The 21,443-nt window shown below is 69.8% G+C and carries 7 protein-coding genes and 1 pseudogene; 2 read left to right on the top strand and 6 right to left on the bottom strand.

What is annotated here, in order from left to right:
- Positions 1-242: 242 nt before the first annotated feature.
- Positions 243-383 (top strand): annotated as a pseudogene (locus ABZ622_RS31950) (peptidase C39 family protein); the annotation flags it as partial.
- 122 nt (positions 384-505) lie between these two features.
- Here the strand turns inward: ABZ622_RS31950 and ABZ622_RS31945 are convergent.
- Positions 506-2,098, bottom strand: a complete 1,593-nt coding sequence (locus ABZ622_RS31945) for an oleate hydratase (protein WP_360549161.1) — start codon at positions 2,096-2,098, stop codon at positions 506-508.
- A gap of 330 nt (positions 2,099-2,428) precedes the next feature.
- On the opposite strand from ABZ622_RS31945, the gene ABZ622_RS31940 reads away from it, so the two are divergent.
- Positions 2,429-2,905 (top strand): SRPBCC family protein, encoded by a 477-nt coding sequence (locus ABZ622_RS31940; protein ID WP_360549159.1) that lies wholly within the window; start codon positions 2,429-2,431, stop codon positions 2,903-2,905.
- Positions 2,906-3,020: 115 nt separating this feature from the next.
- Here ABZ622_RS31940 and ABZ622_RS31935 read toward each other — a convergent pair whose 3' ends face one another.
- The 5 genes from ABZ622_RS31935 to ABZ622_RS31915 form a co-directional block, all read right to left on the bottom strand.
- Positions 3,021-4,394 carry an alkaline phosphatase gene (locus ABZ622_RS31935; protein ID WP_360549157.1) on the bottom strand — a complete coding sequence of 458 codons (1,374 nt, stop codon included), beginning with the start codon at positions 4,392-4,394 and terminating at the stop codon, positions 3,021-3,023.
- A 229-nt stretch (positions 4,395-4,623) separates the two neighbouring features.
- Complete coding sequence (gene argG / locus ABZ622_RS31930) at positions 4,624-6,072, bottom strand: argininosuccinate synthase (protein WP_360549155.1); 1,449 nt, start codon at positions 6,070-6,072, stop codon at positions 4,624-4,626.
- 141 nt (positions 6,073-6,213) lie between these two features.
- Positions 6,214-7,689, bottom strand: coding sequence for a hypothetical protein (locus ABZ622_RS31925; RefSeq protein WP_360549153.1), 1,476 nt, complete (start codon positions 7,687-7,689; stop codon positions 6,214-6,216).
- A complete protein-coding gene (locus ABZ622_RS31920; protein WP_360549151.1) occupies positions 7,686-8,396 on the bottom strand; it encodes a type VII secretion system-associated protein in 711 nt (236 codons plus the stop codon). The genes ABZ622_RS31925 and ABZ622_RS31920 overlap by 4 nt, the downstream gene beginning before the upstream one ends.
- Positions 8,393-21,424, bottom strand: a complete 13,032-nt coding sequence (locus ABZ622_RS31915) for a hypothetical protein (RefSeq protein ID WP_360549149.1) — start codon at positions 21,422-21,424, stop codon at positions 8,393-8,395. The genes ABZ622_RS31920 and ABZ622_RS31915 overlap by 4 nt, the downstream gene beginning before the upstream one ends.
- Positions 21,425-21,443 lie beyond the last annotated feature (19 nt).

The raw sequence follows: 21,443 nt of genomic DNA, 5'->3' as shown, positions 1-21,443 counted from the left end.
GGGTGTGTTTCGGGCCCCTCCTCGAAGGTGGTGGGGATCAGGGAGAGCGCGGTCGGCGAGGGCCCCGGAGTCGGCACCGATCCAGCACGACGCACCCGAACGGACCGGAACGGACGCCAGCGGAAGTCAGCACCAGGTCAGCACCAGCGCGTCCTCGCTCGATTTGTCTCACGCGGTCCGGGCCTGTGACCTGCATGTTTGTGCGGGAGGGTGCCGCGTGGTAAGCGGCGCCCTCCCATTTGGAGAACATCTGGCTCCGCACCAAGCGCTACGACGCGAACGGCAAGGTGAAGAGCGGCACGGGCGGGGTCTGTTACCTCTACTGGCCGTCCAGCCCGTCACCGAGACAGCGGCGCGCTCTGCGGGCGTTCGGCCTGCTCTGAGCATGCGCGGCGGCACGGCCGCCTCCTCGACCACCTGACGGCTGCGTTCCCGGCCGTCCCGGGCGAGGTGGCCGTGGCCGAGCCTTCCGGCGGCCCGGCCTCGGCCCACCACCGCACCCGTATCAGGCGAAGGCCGTTCGCAGCGCGGACCAGGCGATCCTCGGGTCGGAGAGACCGTGGTACATCGCCGGGATCTCCTTGTCGACGTCGAAGTGGTGGTAGACCGCGAGCATGGCCGCGCGGACCGAGTACTCGACCGTGAAGACGACGTCCTCGGGGATCTCGACGAACTGGCCGAGGAACGCGAAGTTCTCGGCGCCGTCGGGGACGACCGAAGGCCGGTCGGCGACCGTGCGGCGCTGGAACTGGGCGTCGATATAGGGCATCTGGACCGTGGTCACCTTGGTGGTGGCCCGGACCTCGTCCGCGATGTCGTCGAAACCGAGGTGGCCGAGGAGCTCGTCGAGGATCTCGGTCCCCGTGCAGTCGTCCATCTTCTTCGGCACATGGTCGCCGGGGACGTCGCCGAACAACGAGTATCCCCACAGCGTGTACGTGTCCTTCTGCTGGTCCCGGAAGTGCGGCTGGGCCGGCACGACGACCGAGAGGAGCCAGCGCGAGTCCTTCCAGGTCATCAGGGCGCCTTCGCCGGGGACATTGCCGGTGTACTCCTGGATGCGGTCCAGGAGAGTGCGGCCGGTCATGGTGAGGGTGAAGGATTCCCACTTGGTCTCGTCGATATTGCCGCAGAAGGCGGTCGGGCGGCCGAAGTCCGGGGCCTTCTTGGCGATCGACTCCCACAGCCGCCAGGAACCGTCCCGCTTGTCGCGGATCAGCTCGGGAACCGTGGAGCGGTCGCCGTACGTGGTGTCGGCCGTCATCGACCCGATCGTCAGGAACGCGTAGTCCTCCTCGCCCAGCTCGATCGCACCCGCCTCGGCGCCGTCGCGCTCCAGGTGGAGCCGGGAGACCCTGCGGGCAGCGGCGTCGGAGAAGTCGACATCGGCGACGGTCACCCCGAACTCGGTCCGCACGCCCTGGGCGGTGAGCCACTCCTGGATCGGACGGATGACGGAGTCGTACTGGTTGTACTTGCTGCGCCGCACCCCGGACAGCGTGTGGATGCGGTCGAATTCCTGGACGAAGGCGAGGAAGTAACGCTTCAGCTCGATCGCCGAGTGCCAGGTCTGGAACGCGAACGTCGTGCGCCACATGCACCAGAAGTTCGTGGTGAAGAAGTGCGGCTGGAAGAAGTCGTCGATACGGCGCGCACCGATCACCCGCTCGGGCAGTGCGAGGAGCCGGGTCATGTCGACGCGATCGCGGGTGTCCAGACCGAGCTGGGAGGCGTCGGCGACGGTGCGGTCGCCATTGATGATCCGGGCCTTGGCGTTGGTGGGGTGCTCGATGTTGAAGGCGAGCATCTCCTGCCGTACCGAGATCGCCGGATCGTCCAGGGTCGGGATCGTCTCCAGAAGGTTCCACAGGCACACGTAGTGCTCTTCCTCGAACATCCGGCCGCCACGGGTGACGTATCCGCCCTCGGGCACCGGAGCGGGGGCTCCGTCCATCGATCCGCCGAGGATCGACAGCTGCTCAAGAATGTGCACGTTCTCGCCGGGCACCCCGGCCTCCCGTACGAGGAAGGCGGCTGCGGCGAGCGAGGCCACGCCGCCTCCGACGAGGTAGATCTGGGAGTTCTTCGATGCCGGCACGAGCTGACCTCCGGTACGGCGGAAACGAGCGCGGAGCGATCGCGGCGGGCTGTGCGGCCCGTCGGACCTCACCGAGCCTCTCGCACCTGCGCACATCCCGCGAACGGAGCGCGCCCCCGGTCGCGATGCCCCGTAGCTGCCGCTCACCGTGGTTCCAGGAGGAGCGACGGCGTGGACTCGGCCGTTGCCCGCCGAGCATGACCACTGCTGCGAGTGCCGGAGGTGCACGGCGCGGCTACGGTCGAGGAGCGCGCTCAGCGGCCGGCGAGGGGTTCCACGCCCGACAGCGGTCATGGGCGCCGGTCCCGACGGAGAAGGAGAGTGGTCGGGGTGTCCCGGAATCGCCGGTTGATCCTGAGTTCGCCGTCCAGGGTCTGGGACCTGCTGTCCGACGGCCATCGCTATGGGGAATGGGTCTCGGGAACGCGGCAGATCATCGCCGCCGACCCGCACTGGCCGGAAGTGGGGGCCCGCCTGCAAGTCCGGGTGGGCGTCGGCCCTCTGGTCCTCGACGACACCTGTGTCGTACGCATCTGTGAGCCGGAACGCCGTCTGGAGCTGGAGGCGAAGGCAGATCCCTTCGGTGCGGCCCGCATCGCCATGAACCTGATCCCCTGGGGCGAGAACACTCTTTTTGTTCTCGAATGGCACCCGCTGAGGGGCCCCGGCATCCGGATGCACGGGCTTCCGGTGGACTACATCGTCTCGATCCGCAACGGCATGATGCTGACGAAGCTGGCCCGGATCGCGGTGCGCGAGCACTACGGCAGTACCGATGGCCCTCGACCGGGCACCCGGAGCCGATGAGGAGCCGCACACCGCATCACACGCCCGTCATGCCCGTCATGCCCGTCACGCCCTCGCCCCGGCCCCGTCGGCGTCCTGCGTGTGCCGACGGGGCCGGGGCGGGTACTCCGAGGGGTCAGCGGACCCGGAGCGCCTCGCGGAGGGTGGTGAACAGGTCGGTCTGGTCGGTGACGCCCAGGACCCGGTAGGCCTGCGGGCCCTGCGCCGCGATCCGGACCTCGGTGCCGGTGTGCTCCTGCGACTGGCCGGGCGTGTTGGTCGAGTAGTTGACCTTGATCTGCTGGCCCTCGTCGGTGATCAGCGTGGAGGTCAGGCCGGGCGGCTGGGCCTCCAGGGGCACGATCTGGCTGCTGTGGCCGTGGTCGGCGGTGGTGACGACGAGGGTGTCGGGGTGCTTGGCGGCGTACGCGCGCGCCGTCTTCACCGCGCGGTCGAACGCGGCCGTCTCGCCGATCTGGCCGCACGGGTCGGCAGCGTGGTCCTGCTTGTCGATCGACGCGCCCTCGACCTGGAGGAAGAAGCCCTTCTTGCTCCGGCCGTGCTTCTGCTTCGCCTCCAGGAGCTGGATGGCCTTGGTGGTCTGGTCGGCGAGGTTCGGGGTGCCGGCGGGGCGGCTCGGGTTGGAGGTGACACAGCGCTGCGGGGCGGTGCCGCCGACCGCGGCGGGCTTGCCCGTCCACTCGGTGGCGACGTTGCCCGGCGCGAAGAGCCCGAGCACCGGCTTGCCGCCCTTGACCGCCTTCAGCGAGGCGTTGTCGGTGACGACCCGGTAGCCCAGCTTCCGGGCCTGCTGGGTGACGGTCAGGCCCTTGTACCGGCCCTCGGTGATCTTCTGGTCGAAGCGCTGCTTGCCGCCGCCGAGGAGGACGTCGACCTTGTGGTTCACGCTCTGCTCGGCGATGGAGCCGGGGCCGCCCTTGGCGATGGTGTCCGTGGGGCACTTGGCCATGTCGGCGGGGCCCTGGCAGGAGCGGTCGGTGGCGTGCGAGGCGAGGACGGCCGGGGTGGCGTCGGTCAGCTCGGCGGTGGTCACCGAGCCGGTCGCGTAGCCGCCCTTCTGCGCCAGCTCCAGGATGGTCGGCACGGCCTTGTCCTTGCCCGGTGTCTTGGAGATCCGGCCGTTGACGGTCTTCACGCCGGTCGCCCAGCCGGTGCCGCTGGCCGCGGAGTCGGTGACGTAGTCCGGCGTGCCGTCGGCGTGTACGGCGTACGTCGTGTACGCGCCGGTCAGCGGGAACTTGTCCATGCTCAGGCGGCCGGCCGCGCCCACCGTGTAGTCGCGGGCGAGGGTGATCTCCGAGTCGCCCATGCCGTCACCGATGAGCAGGATGACGTTCTTCGCCTTGCCGCCCTTGATGGCGTCCTCGGCGTGCTCCTTCGTGCCGGACGCACCGGCCGTCGCCGTGAGGGCGACAGCGGCGGTGGCGGTGGCGACGAGGACCGCACCGGTGGCAATCAGGTGACTGCGGGAAAGGCGCTTACTGGGCATGGAATCTCCTTGATCCGGCCGGCGGGGAGCACCGACGAGGACCACCTCACCAGCGGCGGGTGAACCATCGGTGACGTGGAAACCGGGTTCTTCCTGCCGGCACATGGCATCGGGGCACGTGTCCGGCCGCCGTACGGCAGTGGGCCCCGGCGGAAGGGAATCCGCCGGGGCCCACTGCCCGGATGCGTACGGCCGGAGGCCGGTGACCGGTGCCGGTCCGTGACCGCTGTCAGTCCGTGCCGGACTCCATCGCGGCGCGGTCCAGCATCGTCTCCTCGTCCGTGGCCTCGCCTCGGGAGGCGATCGCCTGGGCGCCGCCCTGGTCCATGGCGCCGATCAGACCCGTCGAGGCGGCCTGCGCGGCGCCGATCGGCGTCGGGTGGCCGCCGCCGACCAGGCCCAGGCCGGCGTACTGCTCCAGCCGGGCACGGGAGTCGGCGATGTCCAGGTTCCGCATGGTGAGCTGACCGATCCGGTCCACCGGACCGAACGCCGAGTCCTCGGTCCGCTCCATGGAGAGCTTGTCCGGGTGGTAGCTGAACGCCGGGCCCGTGGTGTCGAGGATCGAGTAGTCCTCGCCGCGCCGCAGTCGCAGCGTCACCTCGCCGGTGACCGCCGCGCCGACCCAGCGCTGCAGGGACTCGCGGATCATCAGCGCCTGCGGGTCCAGCCAGCGGCCCTCGTACATCAGCCGGCCGAGCCGCCTGCCCTCGTTGTGGTACGCGGCCAGGGTGTCCTCGTTGTGGATCGCGTTGACCAGGCGCTCGTAGGTGATGTGCAGCAGCGCCATGCCGGGGGCCTCGTAGATGCCGCGGCTCTTGGCCTCGATGATCCGGTTCTCGATCTGGTCGGACATGCCGAGACCGTGGCGGCCGCCGATCGCGTTGGCCTCCATGACGAGGTCGACGGGGGAGGCGAACTCCTTGCCGTTGACGGTGACCGGACGGCCCTGGTCGAAGCCGACCGTCACGTCCTCGGTGTCGATCTCCACCGACGGGTCCCAGAACCGCACACCCATGATCGGGTCGACCGTCTCGACGCCCGTGTCGAGGTGCTCCAGGGTCTTGGCCTCGTGCGTGGCGCCCCAGATGTTGGCGTCCGTGGAGTACGCCTTCTCCGTCGAGTCCCGGTACGGCAGCCCGTGCGCGAGCAGCCACTCCGACATCTCCTTGCGGCCGCCGAGCTCCGTGACGAAGTCCGCGTCCAGCCAGGGCTTGTAGATCCGCAGGTGCGGGTTGGCGAGCAGGCCGTAGCGGTAGAACCGCTCGATGTCGTTGCCCTTGAACGTGGAGCCGTCGCCCCAGATCTGCACCCCGTCCTCAAGCATGGCCCGCACCAGCAGCGTGCCGGTCACGGCGCGCCCCAGCGGCGTGGTGTTGAAGTACGGGCGGCCGCCCGACCTGATGTGGAACGCGCCGCAGGAGAGCGCCGCAAGCCCTTCCTCGACCAGCGCGGCACGGCAGTCGACGAGCCGGGTGATCTCGGCGCCGTACGCGGAGGCGCGGCCGGGCACGGACGCGATGTCGGGCTCGTCGTACTGGCCGATGTCGGCGGTGTACGTGCAGGGGACGGCGCCCTTGTCGCGCATCCAGGCGACGGCGACGGAGGTGTCGAGCCCGCCGGAGAAGGCGATGCCGACGCGCTCGCCGGTGGGGAGGGAGGTGAGGACTTTGGACATGGGAAGACTATGCATCACTTCGCATGATCATGCAACATTTGGCGTCGTGAAACACGAAGGGCCGGCCCCGGGGAGGGGCCGGCCCGAAGCGGAACGCGCTCAGGAACGGTGCGTCAACAGGGGCGCCGGAGCGCCGGAGGGTCAGGAACGGCAGGTCGCCCGCATCTGCGCGGCGGCGTGATGGGCCTTCTCCCACCCCTTGGACCAGTCGTCACCACGGTCGAGCAGCTTCACCCCGATCGTGGCGCCCTTCATGGCGAAGGTGCCCGCGTCGACCCACTGGCCGCGGTGCGCGGTCTGGTTGATCGAGAAGCTGCTGTACATGGTCGTACGGTCGTTGGCGTTGACCAGCACGTGGTATTTCGTGGGGTGCCCGCCCACGTACAGGTTGGTGTTGCTGTTCGGGATGAACACGGAGATCTGGCACGTCCGGGCCCGGGTGCCGGGCTTCCACCACCACTTGACGCGGTTCTGCATGTCGGTGGAGGTGTCGCCGGACATCGGTATGGAGGAGTAGCTGCCGTTGCAGCCGTTGCCCGTCCAGCCGCCGGAGGAGCGGGTGTACCAGCCGGCGCTGCCGTCGGTGAAGTAGTGGTCCTGCTGGAAGCCGCCGCCGGAGGGGGTGGGGCAGCCGTGGCCGGTGACCCCGGAGTAGACGACGGTCGACTGCGGGGCAGCCTTCTGCGCGGTGCCGCCCGCCGCGCTGCCCGAGCCGCCGCCGGCGCTGCCCGTGGTGGTCTTCCGGGCCGTGGACTTCTCACCGCCGGTGGACTTCCCGCCCCCGGAGCCGCCGCCCGTGCCACCGGTGTCCCCGCCTGTGCCACCGGTGCCCCCGCCCGTGCTTCCGCCGCCCTCATTGAGCGGCTTCGACCCGCCCGCGCCGTCGGCGGAGGGCCCCGTGCCGCCGCTCCCGCCCTTGCCTGCGGGCGGCTGCTTGCCGGAGCCCGCGCGCGGTGAGGGGGCCGCGGAGGCGAACGCGCCGGGAACGTCGCCGTTTCCGGCGCCGAGCATCGTGCCGGGGGCCTCGCCGCTGCCCGCCGAGCGCTTGCCGTCGTTGCCGCCGCCGGTGTGCACCAGGAACGGAACGGTCACCAGCAGGACACCGGCGATGGCGGCGCCCGCGAGGAGCGCCTTGTTCGGACGCCCCGTCTTCTCGGGGGCGTCGGCCGTGGTGGTGGCGGTCATGGTCGCGGTGGCTTCCGCCTCCGCGTCCGCCCCGGCGGCGGCGGTCGCGGTGGCCGCCTCGCTCTCGCCCTCGCTCTCGCCCTCGCCCTCGGCGGTGGCAGCGGCGCCCGTGGTCCCTGCCTCTGCCTCTGCCTCTGCCTCTGCCTCCGGCTCCTGCTCCGACTCGCTCTTCCGCCCGGATTCCTCCGCTGCCGCTGCCGTGGACGCGGTCTTCTTCTCCTCGCCGGACGCCTTGCCGGATGCCTCGCCGGATGCCCTTCCGGCCGCCTCTTCCGGTGCCGTGGGCGGCTCCGCCGCCGCGGCCGTACCGCTGCCCTTCGCGGAAGCCGCGCGAGCGGTCCTTGCCGGGGTCTCGCCCGCGGCGGCCTCGGCGGTGGCGTGCGCCTCCGGCTCGGAAGCGGCCGCTGTTTCTTCGTTCCTGGACGTGGTCATGGGGTCCTCTGGGTGACGGGACTGGTGGGGAGCTGGTGGGACGGATCGGGGGAGCCACCGGTGGAGCCGGTGGCGGAGGCGGGGACGGAGGCGGGGACGGCGGGCCGGACGGCGTCGAGGATCAGACGCGCGTCGAGCAGGATGCGCGCCGGGCCCGCCGGGTTGACCGAGATGCGGCCCTCGTCCGCGGCGAGGTCGCGCACCAGGTCGGCGACGGCGACCGTGTCGTGCGCCAGGGCACCCTCGAACGGCTGGTGGGGTACGGCGGTGAAGAGCGGCACGGCGGGTGAACCGTCGGCCCCGGCGACCGTCAACGGGCCCCCGCCGGGCGCCCGGAGCACCACCGCCTCCGCACCCGCCAGCGCCTCCAGGGCGTCGTTCAGCGGGCCGTACCCGGTGACGGCCAACTGCACGGCGGCATCGACCGGATCGGTCGGCTCGGGCCAGCCCAGGGCGGACGGGGACGGACGGTAGTCCTCGTTGGGCTGCCACTCGGCGACTTCGCCGTCGAGCCCGGAACGCCACTCCCCGGCCACGGCCCAGGGCGGCGGCGGGGCGGCATCGGTCCAGGCCGGATCGACGACGCCGATCCAGTGGTCCGGCGCCTCCCGCGCGGCCTCGCGGATGTGGTCGGGAACGGGCGGAAGGTCCTGCCCGGCCGGCCCGTCGGTGTGCTGCATCTGGGTGCCTCGGTTCGTGTCCGTCATGACGCCTGGGGAGCCTCGTCTTCGTGCTGGAGGACCGCTGCGTACGACGGGTGCTTGAGCAACTCCGCCACCGCCTCGGGGGACAGGTGGCGGTGATGGGCGAGGACCGTCAGTACCTGCGCGTCGGTCAGCGCCAGCTCGCGCATCGTCAGGCCACCGGGAGCGAGGTCCAGCGCGGCTCTCGCGGAGATGAGCGGATCGTGGAGGTGGCGCAGATTCACCTGCCGCACGACGACGTCCCGTACCGCGTACGTGTCAAGGACCCGGCCGAGAGCATCGGGGGAGGAACCGTCCGAGTCCAGCGCGCCGTTGCCGCCGCCCGTGTGCGGGGGCGGAGGCGGCGGTGGTGCCGGGGGAGTCGACGCGTCCGGGGACGACTGGACGGCCGACAGGACCGGGGACGCCGGGGGCGCCGCCGGAACCGGGGTCGGCGGCGGGGCCGGGGGCAGCGATGAGCCGTCGCTGAGGGGCCCGTAGTCGTGCTCGGTCACCCACCCGTCGGTGGCTTCGTCCTCGGTGTGTGTCCGAGACGGTGTCGATTCCGGGTCCGTTTCTGCGCCCGTGTCCGTGTCCGTGCCTGTTTCTGTGTCTGTCGTCGAGTCGTCGTTCCGCACCGGGGGCTTGCTCTTGTGTATACGTTTCGTCCGTTGTGCCAGTGGCGTTGTGGACGTGTTCGTCTCGTTGTCCCCGTCGTTGCCCGCCTCCGACGCGCTCTCGTCGTCGGTGGTGGTGTCGCGCTCGGATTCCGTCCGGGATTCGGTGTGGGAGTTGGTTTCGGAGGCTGTGGTTGCGGGGGCCGGGGTTGTTTCGTCGTCGGGTGTGTTTTCGTTCCCGGACGGGGTCGGGGAGTTGGTCGTGGAGACGGAGGGCGTCCACGGAGCTGTCGGTTCGGTGTCCGTGTTCGTGTCCGTCGTCGAACCGTCGTACCCCTTGGGCGACTTGCGCTTCCGTATGTACTTCACCCGCTGCGACGGGGGCGTTGTGGACGCGTTCGTGTCGTTGTCCCCGTCGTAGCCCGTCTCGGACGCGCTGTCGCTGTCGGTGGTGGTGTCGTCCTCGGAGTCCGTCTGGGAGTTGGTTTCGGAGGCTGTGGTTGCGGGGGCCGGGGTTGTTTCGTCGTCGGGTGTGTTTTCGTTCCCGGACGGGGTCGGAGAGTTGGTCGTGGAGACGGAGGACGTCCACGGTGGCACCGGTTCGGTGTCCGTGTCTGTCGTCGAGTCGTCATTCTGCTCGGGGGACTTGCGCTTGTGTATTCGCTTCGTCCGCTGTGCCGGTGGCGTTGTGGACGTGCTTGTGTCGCTGTCCCCGTCGTTGCCCGCCTCCGACGCGCTCCCGTCGTTGTCCTGGTCGTCGTCCTCCGCGTCGGCCTCGGTCTCCTGGACGTTCCCGTCGTTCTGCCGGCCGTCGTCCTCCTGCTCCGAGTTCTCCGAGTTTTCCGGGGCCTTGTGGTCCTCCAGATCCTCCAGATCCTCCAGGCCCTCCGAGTCGTCCTCCGACTCCGACTGATGGATCGTCTCGGAGGCTGCGGGTACGGGAGCCAGGGCCGCCTGGTAGTGGCGGTCCTTGAGGTACAGCACGACATGCGCCGGGGGCGTCCCGGTGTTCTCGGGTTCGAAATCCTGGAACGATCCGTCGTCCCGGACGACCGTCACCTTGACACCGAGGGTCCGGGCGGCGAGCGCGGGCAACAGGTCCGCGGCCCCGTGGTTCCAGCCGCGTTCACCGCCCGAGTTCCCGGCGCGTTGCAGCTGTGCCAGCGCGAGCGCCCTGCGCTCCCCGGCCGACAGCCGTGCGTACAGCGGCAGGGTGTGCGCATCGTCCTCGAACTCATGGGCCTCGGGCGATCCTGGGGCGAACGTGGGGCCGCCGTTGGCCAGTTCCTCGGGGTCGAACCGGTCGAGGAGGTCCGGAGTCATGAAGTCCAGCAGGTCGCCCGAGTCGTTCGTCAGGGTGTCCGTCAGCCGGTTGCGCAGGTCGGTGACGTCCGGCGTCGTGTCCGCGGCGCTGCCGGTCGCGCCCGGCAGCGTGGTGTTCGTGTGCCGCATCCCCGCAGCGAGCGCGTGGTAGAACGCGTCGCCGTCCTCGGGCACGTTGTGTAGTGTGTACGTCTCGCCGTCCGGGGAGACGAGCGTGTGCGGCGCGTCGACGGAGGGCGTCGCCGTCGCCGGGTCGGGGGTGAACGCCGTCCCGGTGTACTTGGGGAACGTCGTCGACGGCGTTTCGGGGGCAGTGAAGCTCACCGCGGGAGGCCTGGGGCCACTGCGCGGAGTGCGGTGGTACCACTGGGTGAGCTGGTCCGTCGCCGCCCGTACCCGCCGGAACTCCCGCATCGCGGCGTGGGCGCGCGCGGCCGGCACCGCCATCTGTTCCACCTGCTCGGGAGTGGGGTCGGCGTCCCCGGCCGATTCGGTGACGGCGCGCCTGATCTTCCAGTACGCCTTGTCCGCGTCCACCCACGCTTTGCTCGCCTTCGTCACCGAGGTCCAGGCGGCGGTGACGTCGGACGGGAAGTTCGTGTCGTCGATCAGCCCGAGATCGCGGGCCACGTCCTCCCGTACCCAGGCCAGGACATTGCTCCGGTACTCGACGGTCTGCGACCTGCTGCCCCGGACGAACACGCTGGCGGCCCGGCCGTACGTGACCGTCGCCTCGCCCAGCCAGTCCGTGGGTATCGAGAACAGCAGTGCCCGGCCCGTCTTGGGCTTTATGTTCTGCTGGGTGCCGTCCGCGGAGGCGAGTTTGAGGGTCGTCGACTCACCGGTGTTCCCCCCGCTGCCCGTCGGCCCGGGTGAGACGGTCCCGACCGACGGTACGGACGTCCCGACCGTCGCCCCGAGCGTCGTGCCCTGCGCGCCGGTCTCCGTGACCGACAGGTCCGAACTCACGGTCTGCCGCTCGGGGCTCTCCATCGTGGCGTCCGCCGCCACGCTCAACAGAGTCGCCTCGCTCAGCCGGGGCCGGGAGAACAGCCGGTAACTGCCCTGGGTGTCCAGCGCGATGGTGGCGTCGTGCATGGTGGCCGCGAGGTAGCCGTTGCCCGTCGCGGTGTTGCCGAAGAATGCCGCCGTCTGGGTGCTCGCGAGCCCGTCGGACAGGGCCTGCCCCGAGGCCCGTCCCTGGCGGGCGAGACCGGACTTCCGGGCCTTGCCCGTTGCCGCGGCCAGATTCGTACCGGAGAGTTCGACGGTTCCGCTGCCGGGCTTGGGCAGGTGCGGCAGATCGGTGTTGTGTGCCTTGGCCAGGGCGAGGTGGGCGGCGTCCAACGCCATGTCGGTGTCGGTGATCCGACGTGGCATGAAGCCGTTGGCCGGCATGGTGAACGCCTGCGTCTGCCCCTCTCGTCGCCATCGTTCGATGGCCTCGTTCGTGAGCTGTCCGGGCCTTCGGACCGTGACCCCGGGCGGCTGGTTCCCCTCCGTCACCGGGTTGCCGCCGGTGTTCTCCGCGGCGTTCGGCACGGCCAGGCTGAGCGGCAGCTGCTCCCGCAGGGTGCCGACCGTGAAGTCCTGCGAAGGCACTTCCGTCCCGTCGGCGTTCACCAGCACCATGCGGATCCGGTACGTGGTGAGGAAGTCGGCGAACGGCTCGTTGGGGTAGAACGTGTAGTTCTTCATACGGCTCGCCGAAGTGGCGGCTGTCTTCTGCTGGGTGACGGCGAGCGATTCGGAGAGGCTCGGGCCGGCGGTGGGGGCGACCGTGTTGTGGGTCCGCACCGCTTCGGTGACCGAGAGCCCGGTCGTGGTCGTGACCGCTTTGGCTCTGTTCACCTCGACGGTCTCGGTCATGCCCAGGGTCTCCTGGAACGTGACACTGTGATCGATCCCGTCGAACGTCGTATCCCCCGGGATGAGTTCGATGCGCACCGTCGCACGCTGCGAGCCGATGGACACCTCGCCGAGCTTGGTCCAGGCGGTGCGGGTCACCGCGGTGACCCCGCCCTTGGCGGCGGCCATCTGCTGTCGGAGGGCGAGCAGCGCACGGGGCGTCATCATGTCCAGGATGTGGTCCCGGCCGGCGTCGTCCACTCCCCGCGATCTGAGGAGTTCGGCGAAGTGCCGCGCGGCCGCGGAGGAGTCCAGGGAGTTGACCGGGAACGAACCGAACGGAGTGTCCTTCAACCAGGGCGAGGGGGACCAGGCGTCCTCGCTGTAGGTGGGCGCGGCGGGCAGTGTGCTGCCGACCAGGCCGAGGCGGTGTGCGACCTTCTCCGGCACATGGCCGAGCCAGCCGCCGGGCATGGTGAGCGTGAACCCCGCGAAGTGGGTGCGCAGCGTCGGCAGCAGGGCGCGCAGCGGACCGGCCAGCCCGTTGGCGCGTGTCGTGAACCCGACCTCGTGATCGACATCTGCGGTGACCAGGTACTTCAGGTTCTCGTCGTCCCGGTCGTTCTCCACCGACACCGTGTTCGTCGCGGTCGCGGTGCTTCCCTTGGTCCAGGTCCCGTTCAGGGCCAGTCCGTACGTACCGACCAGCGAGGGCCCCTGGTCGTGGCTGCGCGCGTAGGCGACCCCGAGGTTGAGCTTGGCCACCGTTACGGAGGTCCGCGCATGGGTGACCTGGGTCTCGGCGCCGAGTGTCACCTCGGTCTCCACCGCGACGGGCTTCGATTGCACGACCGGATTCCGCAGGGTGACACGGTGGACGAGCCGGCCGATCCGGTTGACGTACGGTCCGGCGCCGAACAGCTCGACCATGCGCATGCCCGCACGGCTGATCGACTGGTCCAGGAACGAGGCCAGGACCTGCGGCTGGAACTGGCGCATCACCGCGTCGTGCGGAGCGGCTCCGTACAGGCTGAACTGCCAGGCGTCGCCGGAACCCTCCTTGAGCGCGGTCTCCACGCCCTGGCTCAGCTCGGAGCCGCCGGCGACGGCGATGACCTGGTGGGGCAGATCGCCGAACGGAGTCGGTGCGGGCTCCCGTTCCAGGAGCTCGATCTCCTCAACGTTCTCCTCGGCGTTCTCCCCGGTGTTCTCCTGCGCGTTCGCCTCCGGGCCGGTGCCCCGGCCCGTGTCGGTCGCGACGAGTGGCTTCTTCGGCTCGCCCAGCAACTTCTGGACGTCCTCGGTGTTCAGCGTGACGGCGACGGGGGCGGCAGCGGGGGGCGTCGAAACCTGCTCCTGACGCGGGCGTCGGGCGGTCGGCGGGATGTGCTCGTCGGGCACGTCGAGCAGGATCCGTCCGGTCACCGCCGGACGGCGTGCCGTGCCACCGATGAGGTCGACCTCTGCGTTGCGTCCCACGGAGAGCCCCGTGCCGAGCACCCCGAGCACCCGCAGCGGCTCCCGGAAACGCCAGTACCCGCCGCTGGTGACGGTCACCGACAGCTGGTAGCTGAACACATGGGACGGGCCCGACGTGGCGTGCAGGGGCTCGTACGAGACGGTGGCGCCGGAGCCGGTCTTCCGGGCCTTCTGCCAGCCGAACCGGCCGGCCGGGGTGATCACTCCGCTGTTGATCGGCTGCTTGAACGCGTCGGCGTTGTTCTCACGCGCCGATACGCCGACGTCGACCCCGAACTCCCTGGTGTGGGACACCGTGGCCGAGCTGTCCAGCCGCTGGGTTCCGGGAGTGCTGCTCCGCAGGATCAGCTCGTTGCGCGTGCCCTCGTAGCGGCGGCCGGTCAGTTCGCCCTTGGCCCGGATCCAGCGGTACTTCCGCTTGGTGCCCGTGGTGTCGACGAGCCGGATCGGAATTCCGTCGGTGGTGAACGACTCCAGCTGCCCCGCCACACTGTGATGGCTCAGGGCGTCCATCACACTCAGTGTGTTCTGCAGGGCGGCGCTGAAGTGGTTCTTGCCCCGCCAGCCCTTCGCCTTGTCGTCGGGGGTCGTGAAGTCCGCCAGCGGGGCGACGAGGCCGGGGTGCTGCTGGGCGATGGCGGCGATCACACTGTCCGTCAGCCCGTTGAGGAACGCCGCGGGGGGCGGTGTCGCGGGCTGGGCCGCGGGGGGTGTCGCGGGCGGTGTCGTGGGCGGTCCGGTGGTGTCCGTGGCAGCGCCCTCGACGGAGTCGGTGTCGGGGAGGAACGCCTCCACCCGCGCCATGCCGAGCAGCGTCGGATGATCCTGGGGCAGATAGACCGGGGCCGGGGGCTCACCGGTGTTCGGCGGTACGGGGGTGACAGGGGTGACGGAACTGCTGCTGCCGCCGTTGTCGCCCTCGGCCTGGGCGGAGTTGAGGGCCGCGTGTTCTGCGGAGCGGGTACGGAGTTGCGTACCGTCGTCCCAGCCGGCCAGGCGGCGTGCCTCCGCACGGGTCATCCGGTCGAGGGTCCAGACGCCGAACGTCTCGGCACTCTCCTGTCCGGATTTGCGGACGTGGACGGTCTTCTTCACCAGGTACAGCTCGGTACGCACCTTCTTGGCACGTCCGACGATCTTGCGGCTGCCCGAGCCGCCGAAGCCGGTGGTGCGGGTCGACCGGTTGCCGAACTGGGCGAAGCCGCCCACCTGTAGGCGCGGTTGGGCCGAGCTCGTCGCGTACTCGTCGAAGGAGATGCTCGGACCCACGGTGAACTGGAGGTCCTGACTGTACGCCGTCGACGTACTCCGGTCGTTCTTGATGACCCGCTGAATGGCGTTGCGAAGCTCTGCCGCGTCGGTCTCCGAGATCTGGGTGGCCTCGACCGGCACGATCTTGTCCACGGCGAACACACCGCCGGGCTGCCCGGATTCCGTGAACATCGGCTGACTGGTGACCGTTCCGTGCGCCATCCGGTCCGCGGTCCGGATGAAGTTCTCCGAGCTGAAGAACCGGGTGATCTCCGCGTGCATCGACGAGCCCACGACCGCCCCGGCCTGGTCCACCGCCCACTGCTGGATCTCCGCCACCGATCCGTACCCCTCGGTTTGCACCATGCGGTAGTCGCTGTGCTCGCCGAGCCGCATCCTCTGCGGTGCGTGCTCGTGGGTGCGGTTGGCGGTCAGATTGTCCGGGAGACGCAGCAGCAGCCCGTCCTTCACACCGAACGTGACCGGATTCTGCGGCCCGGTGTCCTCGACCGGTGCCGTGGACCGGGTGAGCGGCCTGCTGATCCGTTCGGTGATCCGCTTCAGCTTTCCGTACTTCTCGGGTGCCGGGTCCGTCAGCTCGACCGTGTACATCACATCGCCCAGATACAGATGCGATTCGTCGGAGTGACGGCTCTCGGCCTGGCTCAGGGTCTGGTCCTGGAGGTTGAAGTCGACCGATTTCGTGAAGCCCAGAGTGAGGCCCACCCGCCCGAACATGTTCGCGGGGCCGATCGGTGGCCCCAGCGGCACCGCCACGCCCAACTGCCTCGAAGAGCTTGCCGTTTCGGACTTCCCGGAGGTGATCTGGCTGCGATGGATCTGGTCCACCTTCACCGGGTCGAGCGAGATCGCCCCGCCCTTCTCGTTGGTGATCATGGACCAGGGGCCCTGCGGCCGTTGGGAGACCCGCAGTTGGCGGATGCGTCCCGAGGTGTCCTTGAAGGGGGCGGAGACCCAGCCGTCCCCGTGGAACAGATGGGGCGTCTGCTTGAGCGCCCGCTCCAGCTCGGCGAGCGGGTTGTTGGCGGCGCCGGAGCCCCGGGCGGGGACCGGCAGGGCCGAACCGGCTATCCGCCTCAGTACGTCGCCGATGCCCCGCTGGATCACCTGGCTCTGACCGTAGGTGAAGGCCGAATCGTCATCCACGCCGTCCCCGGTGATGTACGTGGGCAGCGTCAGATCGCCCGGGAACCGCTGGACCGCGCCCCGGGCCGGGGCCGGTCGCATGTTGTCGTCGACCCGGGCGGGGCGATCGGTGTCGAGCTGGGCCGCCACCAGCCGGACCACATCGGTGGAGACATCGGTGGAGACATCGGTGTCCGTGGACGTGGACGCCTGCTGTACCTGCTGCGTCTCCTGCGTCTGCTGGGTCTGTTGCGTCTGCTGTGCCGGCGCGGGTTCGATGACGTCCCGTGTGACGTCGCGGGACGGGGAATGGAGGTCGTCCTGCGACGATCCGGCCGCCGGTCCGTTCCCGCCGGGCGTCTGGTTGACCCGGTCGAAGAGGGCGGCGTACCGGTCCAGGCCGGGTGTGCCCCTCCCCGCCAGCTCCTCGGTGATGCGGCGCAGCAGATCGGGCGTCATCCGCCCGTCACGGAAGGGCGCCCAGACGGTGTCGTCGCCCCCGAAACGCTCGCTGTCCAGTGCGCCGAGCGCCGCCAGCAGCGCATCGTGGTCGGGGGACTGCCCGATCTGCGTACCGAAGGTGCCGCGCAGCGTACGTACGAGCTGGAGCGTCCGCGTCGTGACCCAGGGGCCGGGGGCGTCCTCCGATGCCGTCGCGGAACCGGTGGAGCCGGTCCCGGCAGCGGTGTCCATGGCCTCCGTGGTCCCTGCCGGGGGGTGCAGGCCCGCCGTACGGGCGAGCGCGAGGAGTTCGGCGCCGGCCGGCTCGGGGGTGTACGTGATCCACTGGCCGGAATTCTCCGCGTCGTCGCGGAAGAGGACCGGGCGCGGCCGCTGTTCGGAGTCGAGCGCCGTACCTGTGGACGTGGTGGGTGCGTACACCGGCCGGCCCGTCACATTGGCGACGTGCTGGGCGACGGACAGCCCGCCGTGAGTGGGCGAGGCGCCGGTGGAGCAGGCGTACAGCACGATGGGGCGGTCCTTCGGACCGAGGGCGGCGGAGTGCTCCAGGTAGCGGCCGAGCTCCCTGCCGCTGACCACGATGGTCGTCCCGTCCTGCCGCGTCAGCTTCACCCGGGTGGGAGTGCCGTGTGCCGCGAAGAAGGACACCTTCTGGCCACTCCAGGGCGTCCGGCGCTGCTTGCGGTACATGGACGATTCGCTGTGGTGGTGGTCCTGGAAGGTGTCGGAGGCGATGACGGTGTTGTAGCGCTCGTTTCGGTCGGCCCAGTCGGAGGGGGTGTACGAGGCGAGGAGCGACGAGTCGGACGAGCCGGTCGCGACCGTCTGCTTGACGATGTCGTCCGAGTCGGTCGTGGCGTCGTCCGCCGAGCGGGCGGACCTGAGCACGAGCCGGGGAGGTGTTTCGGAGGAATCGGTGTTGTCGGACGGCTTCACGGCCTGGCCGGAGGCGTTGTCCGGTGTTGTTTCGGGTCCGGTGTCGCCGAAGAACCCGAAGCTGAAGTCGATGTCTCCACCGAAGTCGCTGCTGTTTTCGCTGTTGTTGTCGCCGCCGGTGTCGGCAATGGCGGCCTCGCCCTCTCCCTCGCTCTCGTCTTCGCTCTCGCTCTCGGCCTGGGTTGTGTTCTGCTGCCGGCTCTCAGTGATCGGCCGATTGGCGACGGGGCTCTGCGAACGGCTGGACGTCGGTGTGGACCTGCTTGACGTCGCGACGGAGTGGGGCCCCGAGCTCTCGGAGTGCTCGCTCTCGTCGTCGGAGTCGTCGACCCGTTCCCAGTCGGTCTGCCAGCGAGGTGTCTCCTGCTGGTTGTACCCTTCCTGGCCCTGGGCGAGGGACTCGGTCCGGGGCAGGGCCGGACGATCGGTGAGTACCAGGCGAAGGGCCTGCAGGGTCTGGTCGTTGTCCGGGTCGTGCGCCTTGGCCCGGAGGCCGGCGAAGTAGTTGTGGAGTCGGGAGTCGGTCTGTGTCAGCTCGGCGATGGCCTCCGCGACGACCTCGGTCGCTCCCGCTTCCGGTACGACCGACAGATGGTCCATCGCGCTGCGAACCTTGACCAGATGCCCGGCCCGGAGCTCACCCAGCCGGGTCTGAAGCGTGGCCAGCTGCTCGTTGCTGATGGTCGCTGTGCGGCCGGTGTACCCGACGTCCGCGATCATGGCGACGACGTCCGCGCCGTCCCCGAGCACCGACTTGAGTTCGGCGACGCTCAGCACTCCGTCCGCCTTGAGGCGCACCCACTCGTCCTGCGTCAGGACGTGTCCTTCCCCGTCCCTGGGCAGGGCCGACGCCACGGACTGGGCCGTGTGAACGTTCTGGAGCGCCTTCCACGCGGGCGTCGGCTGTTCGCTCGTCAGCTTTGCGGCCCTGCGCCCCCACTGGCTGGGATGGGTGATGGCCTTGGTCACCTGTTCGAGGTGGCTCGCAGCGACCCCGTCGAGCTGGTCGTACGGGGTGTGGTTCGTCAGCGCGGAGAAGTACGGGCGGCCCAGCAACTGCATCAGGTTGGTGGTGTTGGCGCCTTCCAGTACCGCCGGCAGTGTGCCGAGCTGGAAGACCTGCCGGAACACGTCCTGCGGGAGGCCCGCGCTCTGCACGACGAGGACGTCGTCGGGCCCCAGTCGTTCGAGCTGTTCGCGGAGATCAGGGGCGGTGATATCGGTCCGGCTCAGCTGCGCATTCGTGTACACGGGCGAGAAGTCGACCGTGGTGCGGCCGAACGAGAGGATCACGGACGGCTTGCCGATCCCGGAGCTGCTGATTCCGGCGGCCAGGGTGCTGAGCGCCGACACCCGGCCCGACTCGGTGACGTTGTGGAGGCCGTAGACCGGCATGACCTCGGTGCCGTTCTCGTGCACGGCCCGGACGATCTCCTTGAGCCCGTCGGCGACATCGGTGGCGGTGACCCGCCGGTCGATCAGGTCATTGAGTTCGTCATGGGTGAGGAGCGGGGTGTGGAAGTTGAACAGGGCGTCGGGCGCGATGGTGTTGCCGGGCGACTCGGTGCCCTCCAGATCGGTGACCACGACACCGGAGTCCGGGGACGGCCTGCTGTACAGATAGCGGTGCGAGGTTCCCCAGGCGTAGGGCTTGAGCACGATGGCCCGGTCGGCCCCCAGAAAGTTCAGGAACCGCTCCGCCACCTCTTCGTCGCCGTCGAGCCGGTCGCTCGCCGCGACCATGACCAGCCCTTGAGTCCCCGGCTGTCCAGCGGCCCGGGGATCGGACGCCGGCCGGTCCGGGTCGAAGGTCTGCGTCTGCCAGGTGACACGGGAGTTGAGCTCGTCGCTCAGCAGCAGCTGGAGCTTCTGCTGCACGTTGGCGGGAGCGATGGCGGTGATCGGCCCCTGGTGTCCCAGCTCGTTCAGGGAGTCCATCAGCATCGTGGCGGCGGCCTGATGGCCGAAGTTGGCCGCGTCGTCGATGAAGATCGTGACACCGCCCGAGGTGTCGTTCAGCTTCTGGCGCAGCTCCCTACGGAGGTCGATCTCCTCCGGTGACGGCACGGCCCCCCGACGGTGGGCGGCGATGTCGTCGAGCAACTGCTGGGACGGGGGACCGGGGGTGCCGAGGAGCTCCGACCACAGCTGATGCTCCGGCCGCGTGACGGTGTGGGGGGCGGCCTGCGAGGTGGACGGGGACCCGGCGTCGGACGGCGACTGCTCGTTGTCGGAGGAGCCGTCCTCGGTGAGCAGCCCGGTGCTGGGCTCGGTCTCGCTCTCGTTCTCCGGGGCGTCGGTGCGCGAATCGGTCTGCGAATCGGTCTGCGAATCGGGCTGTGTGTTGGGCTGCGTGGGTGGTGTGCCGGTCTCCTGCTCCGACTCGGGCCCGGACTTCTGCTGCTTGTCCTGCTGCTCGTCCTGCTGTGCGTCGGGCGTCCGGTGGCCTTGGGTGGGAGCCGGGTTGTGGTTCGGCGTCGGGCCGCCGCGCGAATCGGTGTGCGTCGGGGGGACCGTGCGCTCGTCGGGAGTCTGCTGGGACTCCTCCTCGGCCGCGTTCGTGTCGTCGGTGGGAGCGGTGTAGTCGTGATCGCCGTTGCTGGAGGTGTTGACGGACCCCTTGGTGGCCGGTCCGTTCGAGCCGGACGGTCCCGACGAGCCCGACGACGGCGACTTCGATGCCGGCCCCGTGTGCTCGTTGTTCCCCGTCTGCCCGGACTCGTCCGTCGTCTCGGTCTCCTGCGTCCCCTCGGTCTCCTGAGTCGAATCCGTCTGGTTCTGGGAACCGGCGCCGTTCGTGCTGCCGCCGTTCTTGCCGCTCCCTGAGCCCCCGCCGGTCCCGGTCCCGGCCCCGGTCCCGGCCCCCGTCCCCGTCCCGGTGCCCGTCGTGGCCGTGTTCCCGGTGTTCGTTCCGTTCCCGGCGCCGGAGTCCGTTCCGCTCCCGGACTTCGACCCCGTGCCGTCACCGTCGGCCTGGCTCGACGTCGGCACGTTCTTCCCGGTGAAGTTGTTCTTCACCCAGGTACCGGGCTTGGACGCACCGTTCCCGAGCAGGTGCTCGGCCTTGCTGCTGATCCCGGAGCCCAGGAACGTGTCCCAGCTCGTCGTCCAGTTCCCCGTCATGAGGCCGCCGGCCACGATCTCCGCGACGGCCTCCGAGCCACCGGAGGTCAGGAAGTCCTTCGTGTCGTTCAGCGCGGTGTTGGCCAGGTTCTTGGGCGAGAACTTGCTCGGCCGGGGCGCCTTGTCGGTCACGTCCTTGGTGAGGTTCTTCACCGGGCCCTTGCCCGTGAAGTTCTTCAGCAGTTTGCCGAGCCCGGACGAGAACGCGCCGTGGAAGAGACCCGCGAACGCGCCGAAGACACCGTCCTGCGCGATGGCCTTCCAGTCGAACCCCTTCGGCCGCCGCCCGTCGGGCCCCGCCATCATCAGGGCGAGACGGACCGCGAAGGTCTGGAACGCCTCCTGGAACGCCTCGCTCAGGCTCGGCATCAGATGCGTACGCTTCAACAGCGTGTCCAGCACCGTCAGCAGCACCACCCGGCTGCGGGCCTTCGCCACCGCCGCGTCGCTCGCCGAGGCCCCGCCCGAGAAGAACGACATCACGAAGATGACCAGCAGCTCGATCATCAGCCGGATCAGCTCGGCGATGATCTGCCACTTCGACTCGATGATGTTCATCGACGTGTCGGTGCGACCGTCGCCGATGGTCTTCAACTGGTCGGAGAAGTCCCGGAGATGGTTGGTGCCCCCGTTGTCGATGAACAGCTTCATCGACTGCAGATAGCTCGCGCCCACCTTGGGCGGGAGCGACCTGCTGATCCCGACGACCGACTGCTCGATCTCGCCGGACAGGTCGGTGAGACGGTCGGCGAGCCGGTGGTACGGCCGCCGGCTGGCGTACGCCAGATCCTCGTCCGCCTGCAACAACCGTTCGCCGATGAGGACGAACAACAGGTTGTTCAGCTCGGGCGTCGCCTTGATCGACATGGGGCCGTGCTCTCTGCCG

The sequence above is a fragment of the Streptomyces sp. NPDC007164 genome, assembly GCF_040634135.1.
GTDB classification, from domain to species: Bacteria; Actinomycetota; Actinomycetes; order Streptomycetales; family Streptomycetaceae; genus Streptomyces; species Streptomyces sanglieri.
This window is presented reverse-complemented; position numbering and strand designations above follow the sequence as displayed.